The following is a 17454-nucleotide window of genomic DNA, read 5'->3' on the forward strand; positions in this document are numbered from 1 at the left end:
CCCCGCGGGGCCGCCTCGGCCTCACGTCCCGGCGGGGGCCGTCCCGGGTGAGGGTTTCTGGTGAGAGGCACCCTTGGACGGGGCTTCGCGCCGGTTCTTGTTGAACTCGGCGACGTTGCGCTGGTGCTCCTCGTGATCGGCGGTGAAGCGTGTGTCGCCGGGCTTGACGGTGACGAAGTAGAGCCAGTCCCCCGGCGTCGGATTGATCGCGGCGCGCATCGCGGCACTCCCGGGATTGGCGATGGGCGTCGGCGGCAGCCCCATGCGCTGGTACGAGTTGTAGGGGCTGTCGATCTTCGTGTCGTCCTCGGTGGTGTTCAGGGTGGAGCGGTTCAGCGCGTAGTTCAGGGTGGAGTCCATCTGCAGCGGCATCCCGCGCTCCAGGCGGTTGAAGACCACCCGGGCGACCTTGCCCATGTCTGCCTCGGTGGCGGCCTCGGCCTGCACGATGCTCGCGATGGTCACCGCCTGGTAGACGTTCATGGCGTTGCGCTCGGCACCCGCCGCGACCGGAGCGCCGTTGAACTCGCGGTTCGCCGCGTCCACCATCGCCCGCAGCAGTTTCTCGGGGGTGGTCTTGTCGTCGAGCGGATACGTCGCCGGGAAGAGGTACCCCTCGGGGTTGCCCTCCGCGTCGGCGGGCAGCTTCAGGCGGGCCTTGCCCAGGGACTTCCCGGTGGTCCCGGCCGGCAGGGCGAGGGCCTTGTCCACGGCCTCGTACACCTGGGAGGCGCGTCGCCCCTCGGGGATCACCAGGGCTTCGGGGCGGGCGTCCTCCTCTTCGCCCAGCGTCAGCAGCGGCACCGCCACAGCGGCGCCGGCGACGACGGCTCCGGTCGCGATCAGGGCGATGCGGCCCCGGCGCGTCAGTCGAATCGTGCTCCTCGTGCTCCGTGACGGAGTGTTCATCTGCATGCGGGCACGGTAACCCCCGAAACATCACAAACCAGACACACCGGGCATATTTTCATCTTGTCGGTACCTGTCGTGCGTCCCGGCGGACGAGAGCCGCGTACCGGCCGTCCCGCTCCAGCAGCTCCTCGTGGGTGCCCCGCTCGGCCAGGCGCCCGGAGTCGAGGACGGCGATCTGGTCGGCATCCCGGACGGTGGACAGGCGGTGCGCGATGGTGATCGTGGTGCGGTCCGCGGACAGGGCGTCCACCGCCTGCTGCACGGCGGCCTCGGTGCGCGTGTCCAGGGCGCTGGTCGCCTCGTCGAGGATGAGCACGGGCGGGTCGCGCAGGATCGTGCGGGCGATGGCCAGACGCTGCTTCTCGCCGCCGGAGAAGCGGTGGCCGTGCTCCCCCACCACGGTGTCGTAGCCGTCGGGCAGCGCGGCGATGTGGTCGTGGATCTGCGCGGCCTTCGCCGCCTCGGCCAGTTCCTCGTCGGTGGCGTCCGGCTTGGCGAAGCGCAGGTTGTCGGCGACCGAGGCGTGGAAGAGGTACGTCTCCTGCGAGACGACGCCGACCGCGCGGGCGAGGGTGTCGAAGTCGAGGTCACGCACGTCGACCCCGTCGAGGGTGACCCGGCCGCCGGTGACGTCGTAGAGCCGCGGCACCAGGTAGCCGAGGGTGGACTTGCCGGCGCCGGTCGGGCCGACCACGGCGAGACTGCCGCCCGCCGGGACGGTGATGTCGATGCCGTCGAGGACCGGTCCGCCCTTGTCGTCGTAGCGGAACTCGACGTTCTCGAAGCGGACCTCGCCCTTGATCTGGTCGAGGTGGACGGGGTTCTCGCGTTCGGTGATGTCGACGGGCAGGTCGAGGTACTCGAAGATGCGCTGGAACAGGGCGAGCGAGGTCTGGATCTGGACGCCGGTCGACAGCAGGCTGACCGCCGGGCGGAACAGGCCCTGCTGGAGCGTGACGAAGGCGACGATCGTGCCGATGGAGACGTCCGGACCGCCGAGCTTCAGGGCCATGCCCGCGGCCCAGTAGATGACGGCGGGCAGCGCGGCCATGACGACGGTGATGACGGCCATGCGCCAACGGCCCGCCATGTTCGACCGCACCTCCAGGTCGACCAGCTGCTCGGACTCGTCGGCGAAGGAGCGGGTGAGCGAGTCGGAGCGGCCCATGGTGCGGCCCAGCAGGATGCCGCTGACCGAGAGCGACTCGGTGACCGTGGCGGCCATCGCGGCCATCTGCTTCTGGCGCTGGGTGGTGATCTTCTTGCGCTCGTTGCCGACCCGGCGGCTGATCCACACGAAGACGGGGAGGAGCAGCAGGGAGACGACGGTGAGGCGCCAGTCGAGGGCGATCATCGCGACGATGGTGGCCACGACGCTGGTGGCGTTGGACACCAGGGAGGTGGCGGTGGAGGTCACGGTGGCCTGCATGCCGCCGATGTCGTTGGCGATGCGGGACTGGACCTCGCCGGTGCGGGTGCGGGTGAAGAAGGCGAGCGACATGCGCTGGAGGCGGCCGTAGACGGCGGTGCGCAGGTCGTGCATGACACGCTGGCCGACGGTCGTGGAGATCAGCGTCTGGAGCACGCCGAAGACGCTGGTGAGGACGGCGCCGAGGATCATGCCCAGGGCGAGCAGGCTCAGCAGGCCGGTGCGGCCCTGGGGGATGGCGACGTCCAGGATCTCCCTGAGCAGGAACGGGGTGGCGACCGACACCAGCGACGCGGCGCCGACGAGTGCGCCGACGACCGTGAGACGGCCTCGGTAGGGGCGGAAGAGTCTCAGGATGCGCCGCACCTGCCGGGGCTGTTCCTGCGCGCCGGCGGGCGGGGTCCAGGAGAGGTCGTGGTCGGGTTTCATGGGCTCCCTTCGGAGGTTGTCCGGACGGGCGGCCCGGCGGGGGGTGTCCGGGCGGTCGGCCGTCCGGCTCGCGGGCTGGGCGGGGGCGAGCGGCACCCGGGGTGCGGCGCCCGCTGTACGGGCCCGCGGTCGACGGTGTCGGACGGTCTTCAGCGGTTGTTCGGGCCTACGGCGGCACAGGGCTGCCGATGACCGGCGGCGACCGTCACCAGCCCCGGTCCGCTCCGGCCTCCCTCGGTGATGTACCGCGCCCGGTACGCAGCCGCCGTACGGGCCGGTGCGCGGCCGGTCGGCACTCGGTGGGCGGTCGGTGCCCGGGCGGGCCTCACGGATCGTAGCTCATTGTTACCTACACTCACAATGAACAGCACCCTGATATTGTTCCCGCATGACCGCCCCCGACCCCGACGGCGTCCTTGCCGAGCAGTTGCTGCGGCTCACCCGCCGGGTGCACCGCATCCAGAAGCGGCATCTGGAGCGAGGCGACCTCGGCATCACCCCCGCCCAGTCCCGCCTGCTGCGCACCCTCGCGCACTACGGCTCGCCGCCCCGGATGACCGACCTGGCCGAGCGCCTGGAGGTCGTGCCCCGAGCGGTGACGACACTCGTCGACGGACTGGAGTCCGCCGGGATGGTGCGCCGGGCGCCGGATCAGGCCAATCGGCGGGTGATCCGCATCGAGCTGACGGAAGACGGGCGCACGGCGCTGAGCGAACTGCGCCGCGCGCGCCGCTCGGCGGCGGAGGAGATCCTGGCCCCGTTGACCGCCGAGCAACGCGCCGTGCTCGGCGGGCTGCTGGACACGCTGATCGACGGAACCGCCGTGGTGCGCCCCGGCACCGACGCCGGCTGACGCCGTCGTCCGCGGCGGACCGCCGCGTTCCCCCGCCCGGCCCAGCCGCCCCGGCACCGCCATGAGCAGGGACTTCGCGCGCTCCGAGCCACCTGGCCCGTACTCCGCCGGGGTTTCCCGGAGTAACCCGAAACGGTCGCAGCCGGATCCCTGCGCCGGTGCGGAAAACCGCTTGATTTCCACTACGCGGCGACGCGAACCTGTCACGGTTTGCTGCCCTCCGGCGCCGCACCGAGCGGCCCCCCTGACACGAGCCACTGGGACCTCATGCAGATCCAAGACCTTCCGTTCTCCGACCCGGGCGTGCCCGACGCGCGTTCGGGCCCCCGATTCCTGTGGTGGCTCTTCCGGAACCAGCTGGGCGGACAGCTCAAATCGCTGGCCTGGGGGCTGCTGCACTTCGCCTCCGTCTCCGCACTTCCCTTCTGCGTCGGCCTCGCCGTCCAGGCCGTCGTCGACCGGTCCGGCGGCCGGCTCGCCCTGGCCGGCGCTCTGCTGGCCGTGTGCTGCGCCGGCAACGCGCTCGGCGACACCTTCCTGCACCGCGCCGCCATCACCAACTGGATCACCGCGGCCGCCCGCGTGCAGCAACTGCTGGCCCGCAAGGCCGCCCTGCTGGGCTCGGCGCTGACCCGGCGGGTCGCGGCCGGCGAGGTCGTGGCCGTCTCCACCGGCGATGTCGAGAAGATCGGCTGGTTCGTCGAGGCGGTGTCCCGGTTCACCGCGGCGGCACTGACCATCGTGCTGGTCTGCGTCGGCCTGCTCCTCTACCAGCCGTCCCTCGGCATCGTCGTCATCATCGGCCTGCCCGTCCTGGCGCTGGCCGTGCTGCCGCTGCTGCCCCGTGCCACACGGCGCGCCGACGTCCAGCGGGAGAAGGCGGGCCGGGCCACCGAACTGGCCTCGGACACCGTCGCCGGACTGCGCGTGCTGCGCGGCATCGGTGGTGAGCAGCTCTTCCTCGACCGCTACCGCCGCGCCTCCCAGGAGGTGCGCCACGCTGCCGTGCGCAGCGCCCGCATGTGGTCCCTGATCTCCGCGATCCAGGTGCTGTTGCCGGGCCTGCTGCTGATCGCGGTCATCTGGCACGGCGTGCACTTGGCCCGGGACGGCCGGATAGGCGTGGGCGAGCTGGTCACCGTCTACAGCTCGGTCATGATCCTCACCTACCCTCTCCGGCACTTCGAAGAGATCGCCATGGCGTACTCCTTCTCCCGGCCCTCGGCCCGGCGGGCCGCCCGGGTGCTGTCGCTGGAACGGGCCACCGACGCGGGTGGATCCGGCACGGGCGGACCCAGGACGAGTGAGTGCGGTACAAGCGGATCCAAGACGAACGAATCCGGTACTAGCGGGTCCAAGGCGAGCGAATCCGGTACTAGCGAATCAGGAACGAGCGGATCCAAGAGGAGCGGACCCGGTACGAGCGGTGGTCTCCCGTCCGGCGATCTGTACGACCCGGAGACCGGTCTGCTGGCCCCGGCGGGCCTGCTGACCGCCGTGGTGTGCGGTGACCCCGACGCCGCCGGCCGGCTGGCCGAACGGCTCGGCGGCCACCCCTCGGAGCGGGGCACACCGGTCTCACTGGGCGGGGTGCCGCTGGACGAACTCCCCCTGGACTCCGCGCGCACGGCCGTGCTGGTCCAGGACAAGGACCCGGTACTGCTGTCCGGGACGCTGCGCGACCTGCTCGACGTGCCCGCCTCCGGTGCCGTCGGCGCCGCCCAGGCGCTGGCCGCCGCCCAGTGCGAGGACGTGCTGGCGGCTCTCGTGCAGGGTTCGGTCGACGCGGAGGACCCGATGGACGCCCGCATCACCGAACGGGGCCGTTCGCTCTCCGGCGGCCAGCGCCAGCGGCTCGCCCTGGCCCGGTCGCTGGTGACCGACCCCGAGGTCCTCGTCCTGGACGAACCCACCTCCGCCGTGGACTCGCACACCGAGGCGCGCATCGCGGACGGCGTACGGGGCCTGCGGCAGGGCCGCACCACCGTCGTGTTCACCTCCTCACCGCTGCTGCTGGACCGCGCCGAGCGCGTGGTGTTCCTGCACGAGGGCGAGGCCGCGGCCGTCGGCACCCACCGCGATCTCGTACGCGGCGACCCGCGGTACCGGGCCGTGGTGACCCGCGAGACCGATGAAGAGACCGGCGTCCAGCGGGAGGAGCACGCCGTCCTGGGTGGCCTCGCCGGCGACGGCCCAGGGCTTGCTCCGAGCGGCGACGCCCTCGGGAACGACCGCCTGGACGACGACGTACTGCACCGCCTGGAAGAAATCGAGGAGACGGCATGATCGGCGTGGCGCCACCGTCGTACGACCCCGCGGCCCCGACCACGGCGAGCACCCTGCCCGTCGGCAACGCCGCGACCGTACGCGGCTATGTGACGGAGCTGCTGCGCCGGCACCGCCGCGCGTTCGTGCTGCTCGTCACCGTCAACACCGTCGCCGTGATCTCCTCCATGGCCGGTCCCTACCTGCTCGGCGGGCTCGTGGAGCGGGTGTCCGACGGCGCGCGCGAGCTGCACCTGGGCATCACCGCCACACTGTTCGTGGTCGCCCTGGTCCTCCAGGCCGCCTTCGTGCGTGAGGTGCGGCTGCGCGGCGCGGTGCTCGGCGAGCGCATGCTGGCCGACCTGCGCGAGGACTTCCTCGTGCGCTCGGTCGGGCTGCCGCCGGGGGTGCTCGAACGGGCCGGCACGGGTGACCTGCTGTCCCGGATCACGACCGACATCGACCGGCTCGGCAACGCCATGCGCGAGGCCGTGCCCCAGCTGGCGATCGGTGCGGTGTGGGTGGTGCTGCTGCTGGGCGGTCTGGTGGTCACGGCACCGCCGCTCGCCCCGGCCGTGCTGCTGGCGGTGCCGCTGCTGGTGGTCGGCTGCCGCTGGTACTTCCGGCGGGCGCCCTCCGCGTACCGTTCGGAGGCCGCCGGGTACGCCGCCGTGGCCGCCGCGCTCGCCGAGACCGTGGACGCCGGGCGCACCGTGGAGGCCCACCGTCTGGGCGCCCGGCGCGTCGCTCTGTCGGACCGCCGGATCAAGGAGTGGACGGCCTGGGAGCGGTACACGCTCTGGCTGCGCTCCGTGCTCTTCCCGGTCATCAACGTCACCCATGTGACGGTCCTCGCCTCAGTACTCATGATCGGCGGCGTGTTCGTGCTCCAGGGCTGGATCGGGGTCGGCCAGCTGACGACGGCGGCCCTGATCGCGCAGATGCTCGTCGATCCGGTCGGGCTGATCCTGCGGTGGTACGACGAGCTCCAGGTGGCCCAGGTGTCGCTGGCCCGGCTGGTCGGTGTGCGGGAGATCGAGCCCGAGAGCGACGACACCGCGTCGGCCCCGGACGGACGCGACGTGCACGCGGATCGGGTGCACTTCGGTTACCTGGAAGGGGTGGACGTCCTGCGCAAGGTCTCCCTGGAGGTCGCCCCCGGCACCCGGCTGGCGCTGGTGGGTCCCTCCGGCGCGGGCAAGTCCACCCTCGGCAGGCTGCTCGCCGGCATCTACGCTCCCCGCGAGGGCCGGATCACCCTGGGCGGCGCCGAGCTGTCCCGCATGTCCGCCGAACGGGTCCGCTCGCACGTCGCCCTCGTCAACCAGGAGCACCACGTCTTCGTGGGTTCCCTGCGTGACAACCTCCGGCTGGCCCGTGGTGGTGCCACCGACGCCGAGCTGTGGGCCGCGCTGGGCGCGGTCGACGCGGACGGCTGGGCCCGCGCGCTCGACGCGGGGCTCGACACGGAGGTCGGTTCCGGCGGCTTCGCGCTCACCCCGGCGCAGGCACAGCAGATCGCGCTGGCCCGCTTGGTGCTGGCCGACCCGCACACCCTCGTCCTGGACGAGGCGACGTCGCTGCTCGACCCCCGGGCGGCCCGGCATCTGGAGCGGTCCCTGGCCCGGGTGCTGGACGGCCGCACCGTCGTCGCGATCGCCCACCGGCTGCACACCGCCCACGACGCGGATGTCATCGCCGTGGTCGAGAACGGCCGGATCAGCGAGCTGGGCAGTCATGACGACCTGGTCGCGGCGGACGGGGCGTACGCGGCGCTGTGGCGCTCGTGGCACGGCTGACCCGGACGGGCCACCACCGGCGGGGTGGGTGACAGGCGTCTCACGGGGCGCGGCCGGGGGCCGGCGGAGAGCGGCGGGTCCCCGGCCCGGGTCCGTGCCGTTGCGTGGTCCCGAGAGGGGGTGGAAATCTGGGAGGAGGCACCGGCGCGGGGAACGCCCGAAGACCCCGCGACGCGCCGACCGGCGACGCCCTGTCCCCGTGCGGCGGCGACCCGCCGAGCCCCGCGGTGACAGCGGGCCGGGCCCCACCCTCTGGAGGTATCCGTGAACAGCGGCGACGGATGGGGAGACGACGTCTACCAGCCCGACGGTTCCGAGCAGAGGGAGGACACCGGGCTGCTCGACGCGGAGGACACCCTGGAGTACGGCGGTGCCGACGACCCCCTCGACGCGGGCTGGTCGCCGCCGGAGCGGCCCTGGGCCGTGGAACACGACGGCGTGACCGCGGCCGAACGCCGTCACGGCGAGAGTCTGGACCAGCGGCTCTCCGAGGAGATCCCGGACACCGCGGTACCCGACGGGGACGGTCTCGGCGACTCCGAGGACACCGACGGCGAACTGCTGGACGACGAGGTCGGCGCCACTCGCTCCGGCCGGCTCGTGGCTCCCGACGAGGGGGCGCGCGAGGACGAGGAGGCCGCCCTGGTCGCCAGGGACGTGGGCATCGACGGCGCGGCGGCGTCCGCCGAGGAAGCCGCGATGCACGTCGTCGACGAGGACGCCCTGCCCCGCTGAACCCGCTGTTCCCCCGGCGTCGCCGCGCCGCGCGCCGCCCCCGCCGCACAAGGAGCGCTCATGCAGCAGGACAAGCACCCCGACTACCATCCCGTCGTCTTCCGGGACCGCGCCGCCGGTTACGCCTTCCTCACCCGGTCCACCGCGACCAGCGACCGGACGATCGAGTGGGACGACGGCCGGAGCTACCCGGTCGTCGACGTGGAGATCTCCTCGGAGAGCCATCCGTTCTACACGGGTCAGGCACGGACGGTCGACACGGAGGGACGCATCGCCCGGTTCGAGCGGCGCTACGGCGGCGGCGAGGCGGGGGCCGGCGGCCGGCCCGCCTGAGCGGCCGTCGCGGGCTCCGCCGGCCGGTGCGTCGAGGCGGGGAACCACCGGGGCTGCGGAGTCGGGCACTCGACGGCCTCGGGCCCGGCTGAGGCGTGCCGTACGGTCCGGTGGGCCAGGGCGGCTTGGGCAGTCGCCGGCCGTCCTCGGTTTCGTCGTCGTCCGACGTGCGGCCCCGGGCTGCCGGACGGACGGGGACATGTCGGCCGTGCCCGGTCTCGTCCGACGTCCTGCGCCGGGCTGCCGGACGAGTGGGCGCGCGTCGCTGTCCTTCGATGCCGAGGCCGATGCGGATACGGATGCCGATGCGGATGGCGACGTCGACGGATCCGGTGGGCCGGCACGGCGGATCAGATGACGTTGAGCGCGGCGGCGCAGCCGACCCCGCCGAGCAGCATGAACGCCGGCATCAGCACCTTGAGCTCGACCCAGCTGCCCGCGCGGAACCGCAGTGCCTTGGGCGGGCCGATCGGGTACCAGCGCTTGCGGCCCACCGGTATGGGCCACAGGATCGGGCAGCCGGACACGGTCAGCGCGTCCCCGATGTCGTGTACCAGTGCGCCCAGCACGATGGGCAGCCCCAGCCACAGGTACTCCTGTCCCGGCGCTGTGAACAGCCAGTCCGACCCGTTGCCCGGTTCGTCCAGGACGCCGGCGATGATCCAGGCGCTGGTCGCGGCCAGGAGCCAGACCAGGACGTCGCTGCTGGAGCCGCGGGCCGCCCGCCACAGCAGGCCCTCGATGGCCAGCACCATGTGGATGAAGAGGATCGCGAGCACACCCCAGCGGTCCCCGGTGATCGCCACGACCGAGGAGCCCGCCCCGATCAGGACCGCCCACAGCCAGGTGTGGGTGAGCGTGCGGTGACCGCCGGAGCGGCGCGGGTCGCCCTGTTTCTTGGTGGCCTTGTAGACGGCGTACGAGAGTTTGTCGACGATCTCGCACAGGCCCCGGGACACCGGTCCGAAGGCCCGCGAGATCGTCGCGGCCTTGTGGTCGAGGTCCGGAGCGAGCGCGGCGCCGGCGCAGATCAGGGCTCCGGTCAGCAGGACCGGCCAGGGCATCGGGTGCCCGGCCGCGGCGGTCGCCGCCCCTACACCGAGCCAGGCCGCGGCGCCCGACAGTGAGTGTGCTGGTCCCATCATCGCCGTTGCCCGCCCCATTCCTCGTGTGCCGCTGTCCAGTTGTCCAGGTCCACCGGCATGCCGTCGGCGACCCAGCGTATCGGTCATGATCTTCGGTCCCGCATCCGATTCCCGCATCGGGGTCGGGGCCAGGCAAGATGGTGGCGTGACCCTCATCGATCGCCTGCCGCCGACCGCCGACCCCGACGCCCTCTACGAAGCCTTCGAGTCGTGGGCCCAGGAGCGCGGTCTCACGCTCTACCCTCACCAGGAGGAGGCGCTGATCGAGGCGGTCTCCGGGGCGAACGTGATCGTCTCGACCCCCACCGGATCCGGCAAGAGCATGATCGCGGCGGGAGCACACTTCGCCGCCCTCGCCCGGGACGAGGTCACTTTCTACACCGCGCCGATCAAGGCGCTGGTCTCGGAGAAGTTCTTCGAGCTGTGCAAGCTCTTCGGCACCGAGAACGTCGGCATGCTCACCGGCGACGCCTCCGTGAACGCCGACGCTCCTGTGATCTGCTGCACCGCCGAGGTGCTGGCGTCGATCGCGCTGCGCGACGGCAAGCACGCGGACATCGGCCAGGTCGTCATGGACGAGTTCCACTTCTACGCGGAAGGGGACCGCGGCTGGGCCTGGCAGATCCCGCTGCTGGAACTGCCGCAGGCCCAGTTCGTCCTGATGTCCGCCACGCTCGGCGACGTCTCCTTCTTCGAGAAGGACCTGACCCGGCGCACCGGCCGCCCGACATCGGTCGTCCGGTCGGCGACCCGCCCGGTGCCCCTGTCCTACGAGTTCCGCTACACCCCGCTCACCGAGACCCTCACCGACCTGCTGACGGCCAAGCAGGCCCCCGTCTACATCGTGCACTTCACGCAGGCGCAGGCCGTGGAGCGGGCGCAGGCGCTGATGAGCATCAACATGTGCACCCGCGAGGAGAAGGACAAGATCGCCGAGCTGATCGGCAACTTCCGCTTCACCACCAAGTTCGGCCGCAACCTCTCCCGCTACGTGCGGCACGGCATCGGTGTGCACCACGCCGGCATGCTGCCGAAGTACCGGCGTCTGGTGGAGAAACTCGCCCAGGCCGGGCTGCTGAAGGTGATCTGCGGGACGGACACGCTCGGCGTCGGCGTCAACGTGCCGATCCGGACCGTGCTGTTCACCGCTCTGACCAAGTACGACGGCAGCCGGGTGCGGACGCTGCGGGCCCGCGAGTTCCACCAGATCGCGGGACGGGCCGGGCGCGCGGGCTTCGACACGGCGGGGTTCGTGGTCGCGCAGGCGCCCGAGCACGTCGTCGAGAACGAGAAGGCCCTGGCCAAGGCGGGAGACGACCCGAAGAAGCGCCGCAAGGTGGTCCGCAAGAAGGCTCCCGAGGGCTTCGTCGGCTGGAGCGAGCAGACCTTCGACAAGCTCATCGCCTCCGAGCCGGAACCGCTGACGTCCCGTTTCCGGGTGACGCACACCATGCTGCTGTCGGTGATCGCCCGGCCCGGCAACGCCTTCGAGGCGATGCGCCGTCTGCTGGAGGACAACCACGAGCCGCGCAAGCAGCAGTTGCGGCACATCCGGCGGGCCATCGCCATCTACCGCTCGCTGCTGGACGGCGGCATCGTCGAGAAGCTGGACACCCCGGACGCCGAGGGCCGCATCGTCCGCCTCACGGTCGACCTCCAGCAGGACTTCGCCCTCAACCAGCCGCTGTCCACGTTCGCCCTGGCCGCGTTCGAACTGCTCGACCCCGAGTCGCCGTCGTACGCGCTGGACATGGTGTCGGTGGTGGAGTCCACGCTGGACGACCCGCGGCAGATCCTCGCCGCCCAGCAGAACAAGGCGCGCGGCGAGGCCGTGGCCGCGATGAAGGCGGACGGCGTCGAGTACGAGGAGCGCATGGAGCGCCTCCAGGAGATCACGTACCCGAAGCCGCTGGAGGAGCTGCTCTTCCACGCGTACAACACCTACCGCCGGAGCCACCCCTGGGTCGGGGACCACCCGTTGTCGCCGAAGTCGGTGATCCGGGACATGTACGAGCGGGCGATGTCCTTCACCGAGCTGACCTCCCACTACGAGCTGGCGCGGACCGAGGGCATCGTGCTGCGCTACCTCGCCGGCGCCTACAAGGCCCTGGACCACACCGTCCCCGACGACCTGAAGTCCGACGACCTCCAGGATCTGATCGAGTGGCTCGGCGAGATGGTGCGCCAGGTCGACTCCAGCCTGCTCGACGAGTGGGAGCAGCTCGCCAACCCCGCGGAGATGACCGCCGAGGAAGCGCAGGAGAAGGCCGACCAGGTCCGGCCGGTCACCACCAACGCGCGCGCCTTCCGCGTCCTCGTCCGCAACGCCCTGTTCCGACGGGTGGAGCTGGCCGCGCTCGACCAGGTCGACGAGCTGGGCGAGCTGGACGGCGACGCCGGGTGGGACGCCGACGCCTGGGGCGAGGCCATGGACAAGTACTGGGACGAGTACGACGACCTCGGCACCGGTCCCGACGCCCGCGGCCCGAAGCTGCTGGTGATCCAGGAGGAGCCGCAGGACCGGCTGTGGCGTGTCCGGCAGATCTTCGATGATCCGAACGGCGACCACGACTGGGGGATCAGCGCGGAGGTCGACCTCGTGGCCTCCGACGCGGAGGGCCGCGCGGTCGTCCGCGTCACCGACGTCGGCCAGTTGTGAACACAGGAGAACATCACCCATGACACCCACGCCCAACCCGGCCGACAGCCTGGTCGACCTGCTCGACCTGGAGCAGATCGAGGTCAACATCTTCCGCGGCCGCAGCCCGCAGGAGTCCCTGCAGCGGGTTTTCGGCGGCCAGGTGGCCGGCCAGGCCTTGGTCGCCGCGGGCCGCACCACCGAGGGCGACCGCCCGGTGCACTCGCTGCACGCGTACTTCCTGCGGCCGGGCCGGCCGGGCGTGCCGATCGTGTACCAGGTCGAACGGGTACGGGACGGGCGGTCGTTCACGACCCGCCGGGTCACAGCCGTGCAGCAGGGGCGGACGATCTTCAATCTCACCGCCTCCTTTCACAAGCCTGAGCAGGGAAGTTTTGAACATCAGCTGCCGCCGGCGCGTGCGGTGCCGGACCCGGAGTCGCTGCCGACGGTCGCTGACGAGGTCCGGGAGCATCTGGGGGCGCTGCCGGAGCAGTTGGAGCGGATGGCGCGGCGGCAGCCCTTCGACATCCGCTACGTCGACCGGCTCCGCTGGAAGACCGAGGACGTCCAGGACGCCGAGCCGCGCAGCGCCGTGTGGATGCGGGCGGTCGGACCGCTCGGTGACGATCCGCTCGTGCACACCTGCGCGCTGACCTACGCCAGCGACATGACCCTGCTGGACGCCGTACGCATTCCGGTGGAGCCCTTGTGGGGGCCGCGGGGCTTCGACATGGCCTCCCTGGACCACGCCATGTGGTTCCACCGTCCCTTCCGGGCGGACGAGTGGTTCCTGTACGACCAGGAGTCCCCGATCGCCACGGGGGGACGCGGGCTGGCCCGCGGCCGGATCTACGACACCGAAGGCCGTCTCCTGGTGTCGGTCGTCCAGGAAGGGCTGTTCCGGGCGCTGTAGTCCGGTCCGGCGGCGGAACTCAGCGGGCCAGCCGGGTGGGCCCGGGGCTTCTGCGTCGCAGGCGGCCCAGCAAGCCGCGGCGGCGTTCTGGCGCGGGCGACGGGGGCTGCCGTACCTCTGACGGGCAGGCGGTGCTCGGCGTGGCGGTGTGCTGAGGAGCGATGCCCCCTGCGCTGGAGGACTGTGCCGCCGAGGACGGCGCGGTGAGGGCGGAGGGCGGGCGGTGGTGTCCGGCCGCCCTCGGGGCTCGATGAGCCGCCGGGCGGGCTGTGGGCCGGGATACTGCCGGGTGGGTCGTGGCGCGGGGTACTGCCGCGTGGGCTGTGGCCCGGGGTGCTGCCGTGCGGTGTTCTCGTGCGGTGCCGACCAGATGGGCCAGTTCCGCGCGGAGCCAGTGGATCTCGTCCGGGTCGGTGGCCGTCATGATCTCCTCGGCGAGCCGGGCGGTGGGCGAGCCGGGCGAGCCGTGGATCACCGGAGCCGGGCGGAGCCGCTGGAGGTGCGAGCGCTCGTGCGGGTCCCCTACGACGGCCGCGATCTCGACCGGGTCGAGCAGCGACGCCACGGCCGCGGCCCGGGCCCACGGATCGTCGGTCCTGCGGAGCAGGAAGCCCAGATGCCGACGGCGCCAGTTGCGCGGGCGCCGGTCATGGCCGTCCTTCAGCCGCTCCCGCAGCCGCTCGGGAGCACGGCCGGTCAGCAGACCGGCGTTGTTCTCGTCGGACGTGAACTGCCGTAGTTCGTCGGCGAGGTACAGCCAGACGACGGCACCGTAGCGGTTGACGTAGACCTTCACGGGAACCAGCAGTCCCAGCCGCGCGAGGCGGGCGAACCGGGACGTGGGCACCTTCATGAGGGCCGCGCCCTCCGTCGTCCCCACGGTCCGCACCCTCTCCCGCAGGGATTCGGGGAAGCCCTCCCGCGCACGGACCCGTTCGATCTCGGCCCAGGTGACGCACGGTCCTCCTCCCCCTTCATCGGGTACGACACGGACCCGGCCGAGGCCCACCGCGATGTCGAACTCACTTCGCTTCAGGCCGAGTTCACGCGCCGCCCGCCTGGCCGCGAGCCTGTTGCCCCGCGTGGCGGGGTGGTCGGCGGTGGGCGTCGCGTGTGGCGTGAGGATCTTCCCGGACATGCTCGTCTCCCCCGTGGAGTGTGTGCGGACCGCGCCCTGTGCGCCCGTCCGAGAAAAACCGTAGCCGTCCGTCCGGCTGTCCGTCGGGGGCTGTGGATAACTCCGCCGAAGGCTCCACAGGGACACGGAACCCGCAGGTCACGGCTCCATGGCAGAGGTACGCTCGGGGTGCCGGGCGTCGACGTGGAGGTGCTCGCCGACCCGGTTCACCAGTAAGGTCATCTCGTAGGCGATCTGGCCGATGTCGGCCTCCGCGCCGCTCAGTACGCACAGGCAGCTGCCGGAGCCGGCCGCGGTGACGAACAGGACCGCGTCGTCGAACTCGACCATCGTCTGCCGCACCCGTCCGGCACCGAAGTGACGGCCCGACCCCTTCGCCAGGCTGTGCAGTCCGGAGGAGACGGCGGCGAGGTGTTCCGCGTCCTCGCGCCGCAGGCCGGTACTGGCGCCTGTCACCAGGCCGTCGTTGGACAGCAGCATCGCGTGCCGCACGTGTTCGACGCGCTCGGTCAGATCGTCCAGCATCCAGCCGAGTTTCTGGTTCTGCGCCATGATCCCGTCGCCCCCTGTGCTCCCCGTGTGTCGTCTCCCCCTGGCCGTGGGGGTCTGCTCCGCCAGCCTTCCCCACGGTGGGGCTCCGGGCAAGCAGGATGGGGCCATGGCACAGAAGATGACCGACGAGGAGTGGCGGGCGTTCGTCTCGGAGGGCACCCGCACCATGAAACTCTGCACCGTCCGCGCGGACGGCAGTCCGCATGTGGCGCCGGTCTGGTTCCTGCTCGACGGGGACGAGATCGTGTTCAACACCGGCAAGGAAACCGTCAAGGGACGCAATCTGCTCCGGGACGGCCGGGTCGCCCTGTGCGTGGACGACGACCGGCCCCCGTTCGACTACGTCGTGCTTCAGGGCCGTGCCCGGATCTCGGAGGAGCCGGACGAACTGCGTAACTGGGCGGCCCGCATCGGTGCCCGCTACATGGGCGAGGGGCGCGCCGAGGAGTTCGGTGCCCGTAACGGTGTGCCCGGTGAACTGCTCGTGCGGGTGACCGTGGACAAGGTCTCGGCACAGAAGGCCGTGGCGGACTGACTCCGGGCCCGGGCCGGGGGCCGGGTGGCGGCCTCGGTCAGCTCACCGAGCCGCGAGCAGCCGGGCGGTGCGCATCTGCCCGGCGTACGCGACGAGTTGGATCAGCACCTCTTTTACCGAGGCACGCTCGCGCGCGTCGCACAGTACGACGGGCGTGCCCCCGGTCCAGGGCCTGTCTGACGATTCCCGCCTGCTCTGCGTCGAAAGCGTGCGTGATGTCCTGGGTGCCGTGCCGGCGTGCGCCCGGGAAGCCCGTTGCCCGCCACCGCGAACGGGATGCGCCGGTGCTCGGAGAAGTCGACCGCCGGGAGGCAGTCCGCCAGTCGCCGGGGTGTCCGCGAGGGCCACGGCGCCGAGGGCTCCCGCCGCCAGGTCGTCCCACAGGGACCAGTAGCGGTCCTGGCCCGGTGTGCCGAACAGGTGGAGGGTGAGATCGGCCCGGAGGGTACTGCGTCCGAAGTCCATGGTGACGGTCGTGGTGGCCTTCCGGGCAACGCTCCCGGTGTGGTCCATCGGACGGCATGCTTCGCTGAGCGGTTCCCCCATGCGTAGCGGTCCGGTCTGCCCGGTGCGGGCGTGTGCGCGGGCCCTGTTCCGGAAGTGCCGGGATGTGCCCCGCAGAGACACCACAACGATTACGCCGTGCCCGCATGTGTGCGCTGCGGCGCCGTCCCCGGTCATACGGGATCATGCGGAGCATGAGCGACGACCACACACACGTCCAGGAGTTCTTCACCGCCCGCGCCGCCGACTGGGACAGCCGCTTCCCCGACGACGGTCCCGCCTATGCCGCGGCGGTCGCCGAGCTGGGCCTGCGCCGCGGAAACCGTGTGCTCGACGCCGGGTGCGGCACCGGTCGTGCCTTGACACCGCTGCGCGCGGCCGTGGGCGCGTCGGGGGTGGTGATCGGGGCCGATCTCACCCCGGCCATGTTGGACGCTGCCCGGCGGGCCGGCCGGGACCGGGAGGGGCGGCTGCTGCTGACCGACGTCGCCAGACTGCCGCTGAGATCACGGTCGCTCGACGCCGTGTTCGCCGCGGGGCTCATCGCCCATCTGCCGGATCCGGGCGAGAATCTCCGCGAGTTGGCACGCGTGGTGCGATCGGACGGCGTACTCGCCCTCTTCCACCCGGTCGGGCGGGCGGCGCTGGCTGCCCGGCAGGGCCGTCGGCTCACCCCGGACGACCTGCGCGCGGAGCCCAATCTCCGGCTTCTGCTGGCCGCTTCGGGCTGGCGCATGACGTCGTACGTCGACGAGGACGCCCGCTTCCTCGCCCTGGCCGTCCGCCAGAGCTGACCACGGCCCGGCTCCCGCCGCTCCCCCGGAGCCGCCGGCGGGCGGCGTCCAGGCTGCCCGCGTCCGCCCCCTTCTGCTGGGGAAGCGGCGTCTCTACGTTGAGTACCGGGAGATACGCACGGTCGGTCATGGCGGCGGCACAGGGGGACGGTGGTCAACTTGTTCGGCAGGGCACGCGAGACCTGGGACAGATTGCTCAGCGCGCTGAGCACGGCCGGGAAGACGGGACGCGACAGCCGCGGGCACAACCTCTTCGAGGCAGCTGCCGCTTATGTGTCGGCGCATGTGGACGACGACCAGGAGCGGATGGACGAGGCGGCGGGCTGGGTGTCGCCGGAGGCGCTGTCGTTCGGGGTGAACGAGCTGGCGTGCCGGGCCGTCGTCGCGCTCGCGCGCGCGCGCGCCGCCCCCCCCGGGCCCGGGGCCCGGGCGCGGCTCGGCGGTCGGCAGCGCGGAGGGGTGGGGAAGGGTGTTGAC

The 17454-nt window shown here is 71.9% G+C and carries 15 protein-coding genes and 1 pseudogene; 10 read left to right on the forward strand and 6 right to left on the reverse strand.

The annotated features are described in order from the left end of the window. Positions 1-21: 21 nt before the first annotated feature. Entirely contained in the window at positions 22-915 is an 894-nt protein-coding gene (gene mltG, locus ACIQR3_RS35375) for an endolytic transglycosylase MltG (RefSeq protein WP_403545297.1), read from the reverse strand. A 52-nt stretch (positions 916-967) separates the two neighbouring features. Continuing rightward, entirely contained in the window at positions 968-2770 is a 1803-nt protein-coding gene (locus ACIQR3_RS35380; RefSeq protein ID WP_403545298.1) for an ABC transporter ATP-binding protein, read from the reverse strand. A 388-nt stretch (positions 2771-3158) separates the two neighbouring features. On the opposite strand from ACIQR3_RS35380, the gene ACIQR3_RS35385 reads away from it, so the two are divergent. The 5 genes from ACIQR3_RS35385 to ACIQR3_RS35405 all read left to right on the forward strand — a co-directional run bounded on the left by ACIQR3_RS35385 (position 3159) and on the right by ACIQR3_RS35405 (position 8755). Then, positions 3159-3623: a MarR family winged helix-turn-helix transcriptional regulator gene (locus ACIQR3_RS35385; RefSeq protein ID WP_403545300.1), complete on the forward strand. Its 465-nt coding sequence runs from the start codon at positions 3159-3161 to the stop codon at positions 3621-3623. Positions 3624-3890: 267 nt separating this feature from the next. Beyond that, positions 3891-5909 (forward strand): ABC transporter transmembrane domain-containing protein, encoded by a 2019-nt coding sequence (locus ACIQR3_RS35390; RefSeq protein ID WP_403545302.1) that lies wholly within the window; start codon positions 3891-3893, stop codon positions 5907-5909. Next, entirely contained in the window at positions 5906-7687 is a 1782-nt protein-coding gene (locus ACIQR3_RS35395; protein ID WP_403545304.1) for an ABC transporter ATP-binding protein, read from the forward strand. The genes ACIQR3_RS35390 and ACIQR3_RS35395 overlap by 4 nt, the downstream gene beginning before the upstream one ends. 264 nt (positions 7688-7951) lie before the next feature. Continuing rightward, entirely contained in the window at positions 7952-8422 is a 471-nt protein-coding gene (locus tag ACIQR3_RS35400) for a DUF5709 domain-containing protein (RefSeq protein WP_403545306.1), read from the forward strand. 60 nt (positions 8423-8482) lie between these two features. Further along, positions 8483-8755 carry a type B 50S ribosomal protein L31 gene (locus ACIQR3_RS35405; protein WP_403545308.1) on the forward strand — a complete coding sequence of 91 codons (273 nt, stop codon included), beginning with the start codon at positions 8483-8485 and terminating at the stop codon, positions 8753-8755. A 350-nt stretch (positions 8756-9105) separates the two neighbouring features. Here the strand turns inward: ACIQR3_RS35405 and ACIQR3_RS35410 are convergent, their stop codons facing one another. Then, on the reverse strand, positions 9106-9900 hold the full coding sequence (locus ACIQR3_RS35410) for a metal-dependent hydrolase (RefSeq protein ID WP_215164387.1): 795 nt from the start codon (positions 9898-9900) through the stop codon (positions 9106-9108). A 145-nt stretch (positions 9901-10045) separates the two neighbouring features. Here ACIQR3_RS35410 and ACIQR3_RS35415 point away from each other — a divergent pair, with 145 nt between their 5' ends. Next, on the forward strand, positions 10046-12559 hold the full coding sequence (locus ACIQR3_RS35415; protein WP_403545310.1) for a DUF3516 domain-containing protein: 2514 nt from the start codon (positions 10046-10048) through the stop codon (positions 12557-12559). A gap of 19 nt (positions 12560-12578) precedes the next feature. Continuing rightward, positions 12579-13454: an acyl-CoA thioesterase gene (locus ACIQR3_RS35420; RefSeq protein WP_403545312.1), complete on the forward strand. Its 876-nt coding sequence runs from the start codon at positions 12579-12581 to the stop codon at positions 13452-13454. Positions 13455-13473: 19 nt separating this feature from the next. Here ACIQR3_RS35420 and ACIQR3_RS35425 read toward each other — a convergent pair whose 3' ends face one another. Together ACIQR3_RS35425 and ACIQR3_RS35430 are read right to left on the reverse strand one after the other, a co-directional pair. Beyond that, positions 13474-14592, reverse strand: coding sequence for a DUF6397 family protein (locus tag ACIQR3_RS35425; protein WP_403545313.1), 1119 nt, complete (start codon positions 14590-14592; stop codon positions 13474-13476). Positions 14593-14730: 138 nt separating this feature from the next. Further along, positions 14731-15144: a roadblock/LC7 domain-containing protein gene (locus tag ACIQR3_RS35430; RefSeq protein ID WP_403545315.1), complete on the reverse strand. Its 414-nt coding sequence runs from the start codon at positions 15142-15144 to the stop codon at positions 14731-14733. A gap of 106 nt (positions 15145-15250) precedes the next feature. Here ACIQR3_RS35430 and ACIQR3_RS35435 point away from each other — a divergent pair, with 106 nt between their 5' ends. Next, positions 15251-15679 (forward strand): PPOX class F420-dependent oxidoreductase, encoded by a 429-nt coding sequence (locus tag ACIQR3_RS35435; protein WP_403545316.1) that lies wholly within the window; start codon positions 15251-15253, stop codon positions 15677-15679. 42 nt (positions 15680-15721) lie between these two features. On the opposite strand, the pseudogene ACIQR3_RS35440 reads toward ACIQR3_RS35435, so the two are convergent. Then, a pseudogene (locus ACIQR3_RS35440) lies at positions 15722-16234 on the reverse strand (GTP-binding protein); the annotation flags it as partial. Positions 16235-16377: 143 nt separating this feature from the next. Between ACIQR3_RS35440 and ACIQR3_RS35445 the strand changes: the two are divergent. Together ACIQR3_RS35445 and ACIQR3_RS35450 are read left to right on the forward strand one after the other, a co-directional pair. Next, a complete protein-coding gene (locus tag ACIQR3_RS35445; protein WP_403545318.1) occupies positions 16378-16977 on the forward strand; it encodes a class I SAM-dependent methyltransferase in 600 nt (199 codons plus the stop codon). 159 nt (positions 16978-17136) lie between these two features. Then, a partial coding sequence (locus tag ACIQR3_RS35450) for a hypothetical protein (protein WP_403545319.1) occupies positions 17137-17454 on the forward strand: 318 nt, incomplete at its 3' end.

It is taken from the genome of Streptomyces sp. NPDC090994, from assembly GCF_044768905.1.
In the GTDB taxonomy this organism is placed as follows: Bacteria; Actinomycetota; Actinomycetes; order Streptomycetales; family Streptomycetaceae; genus Streptomyces.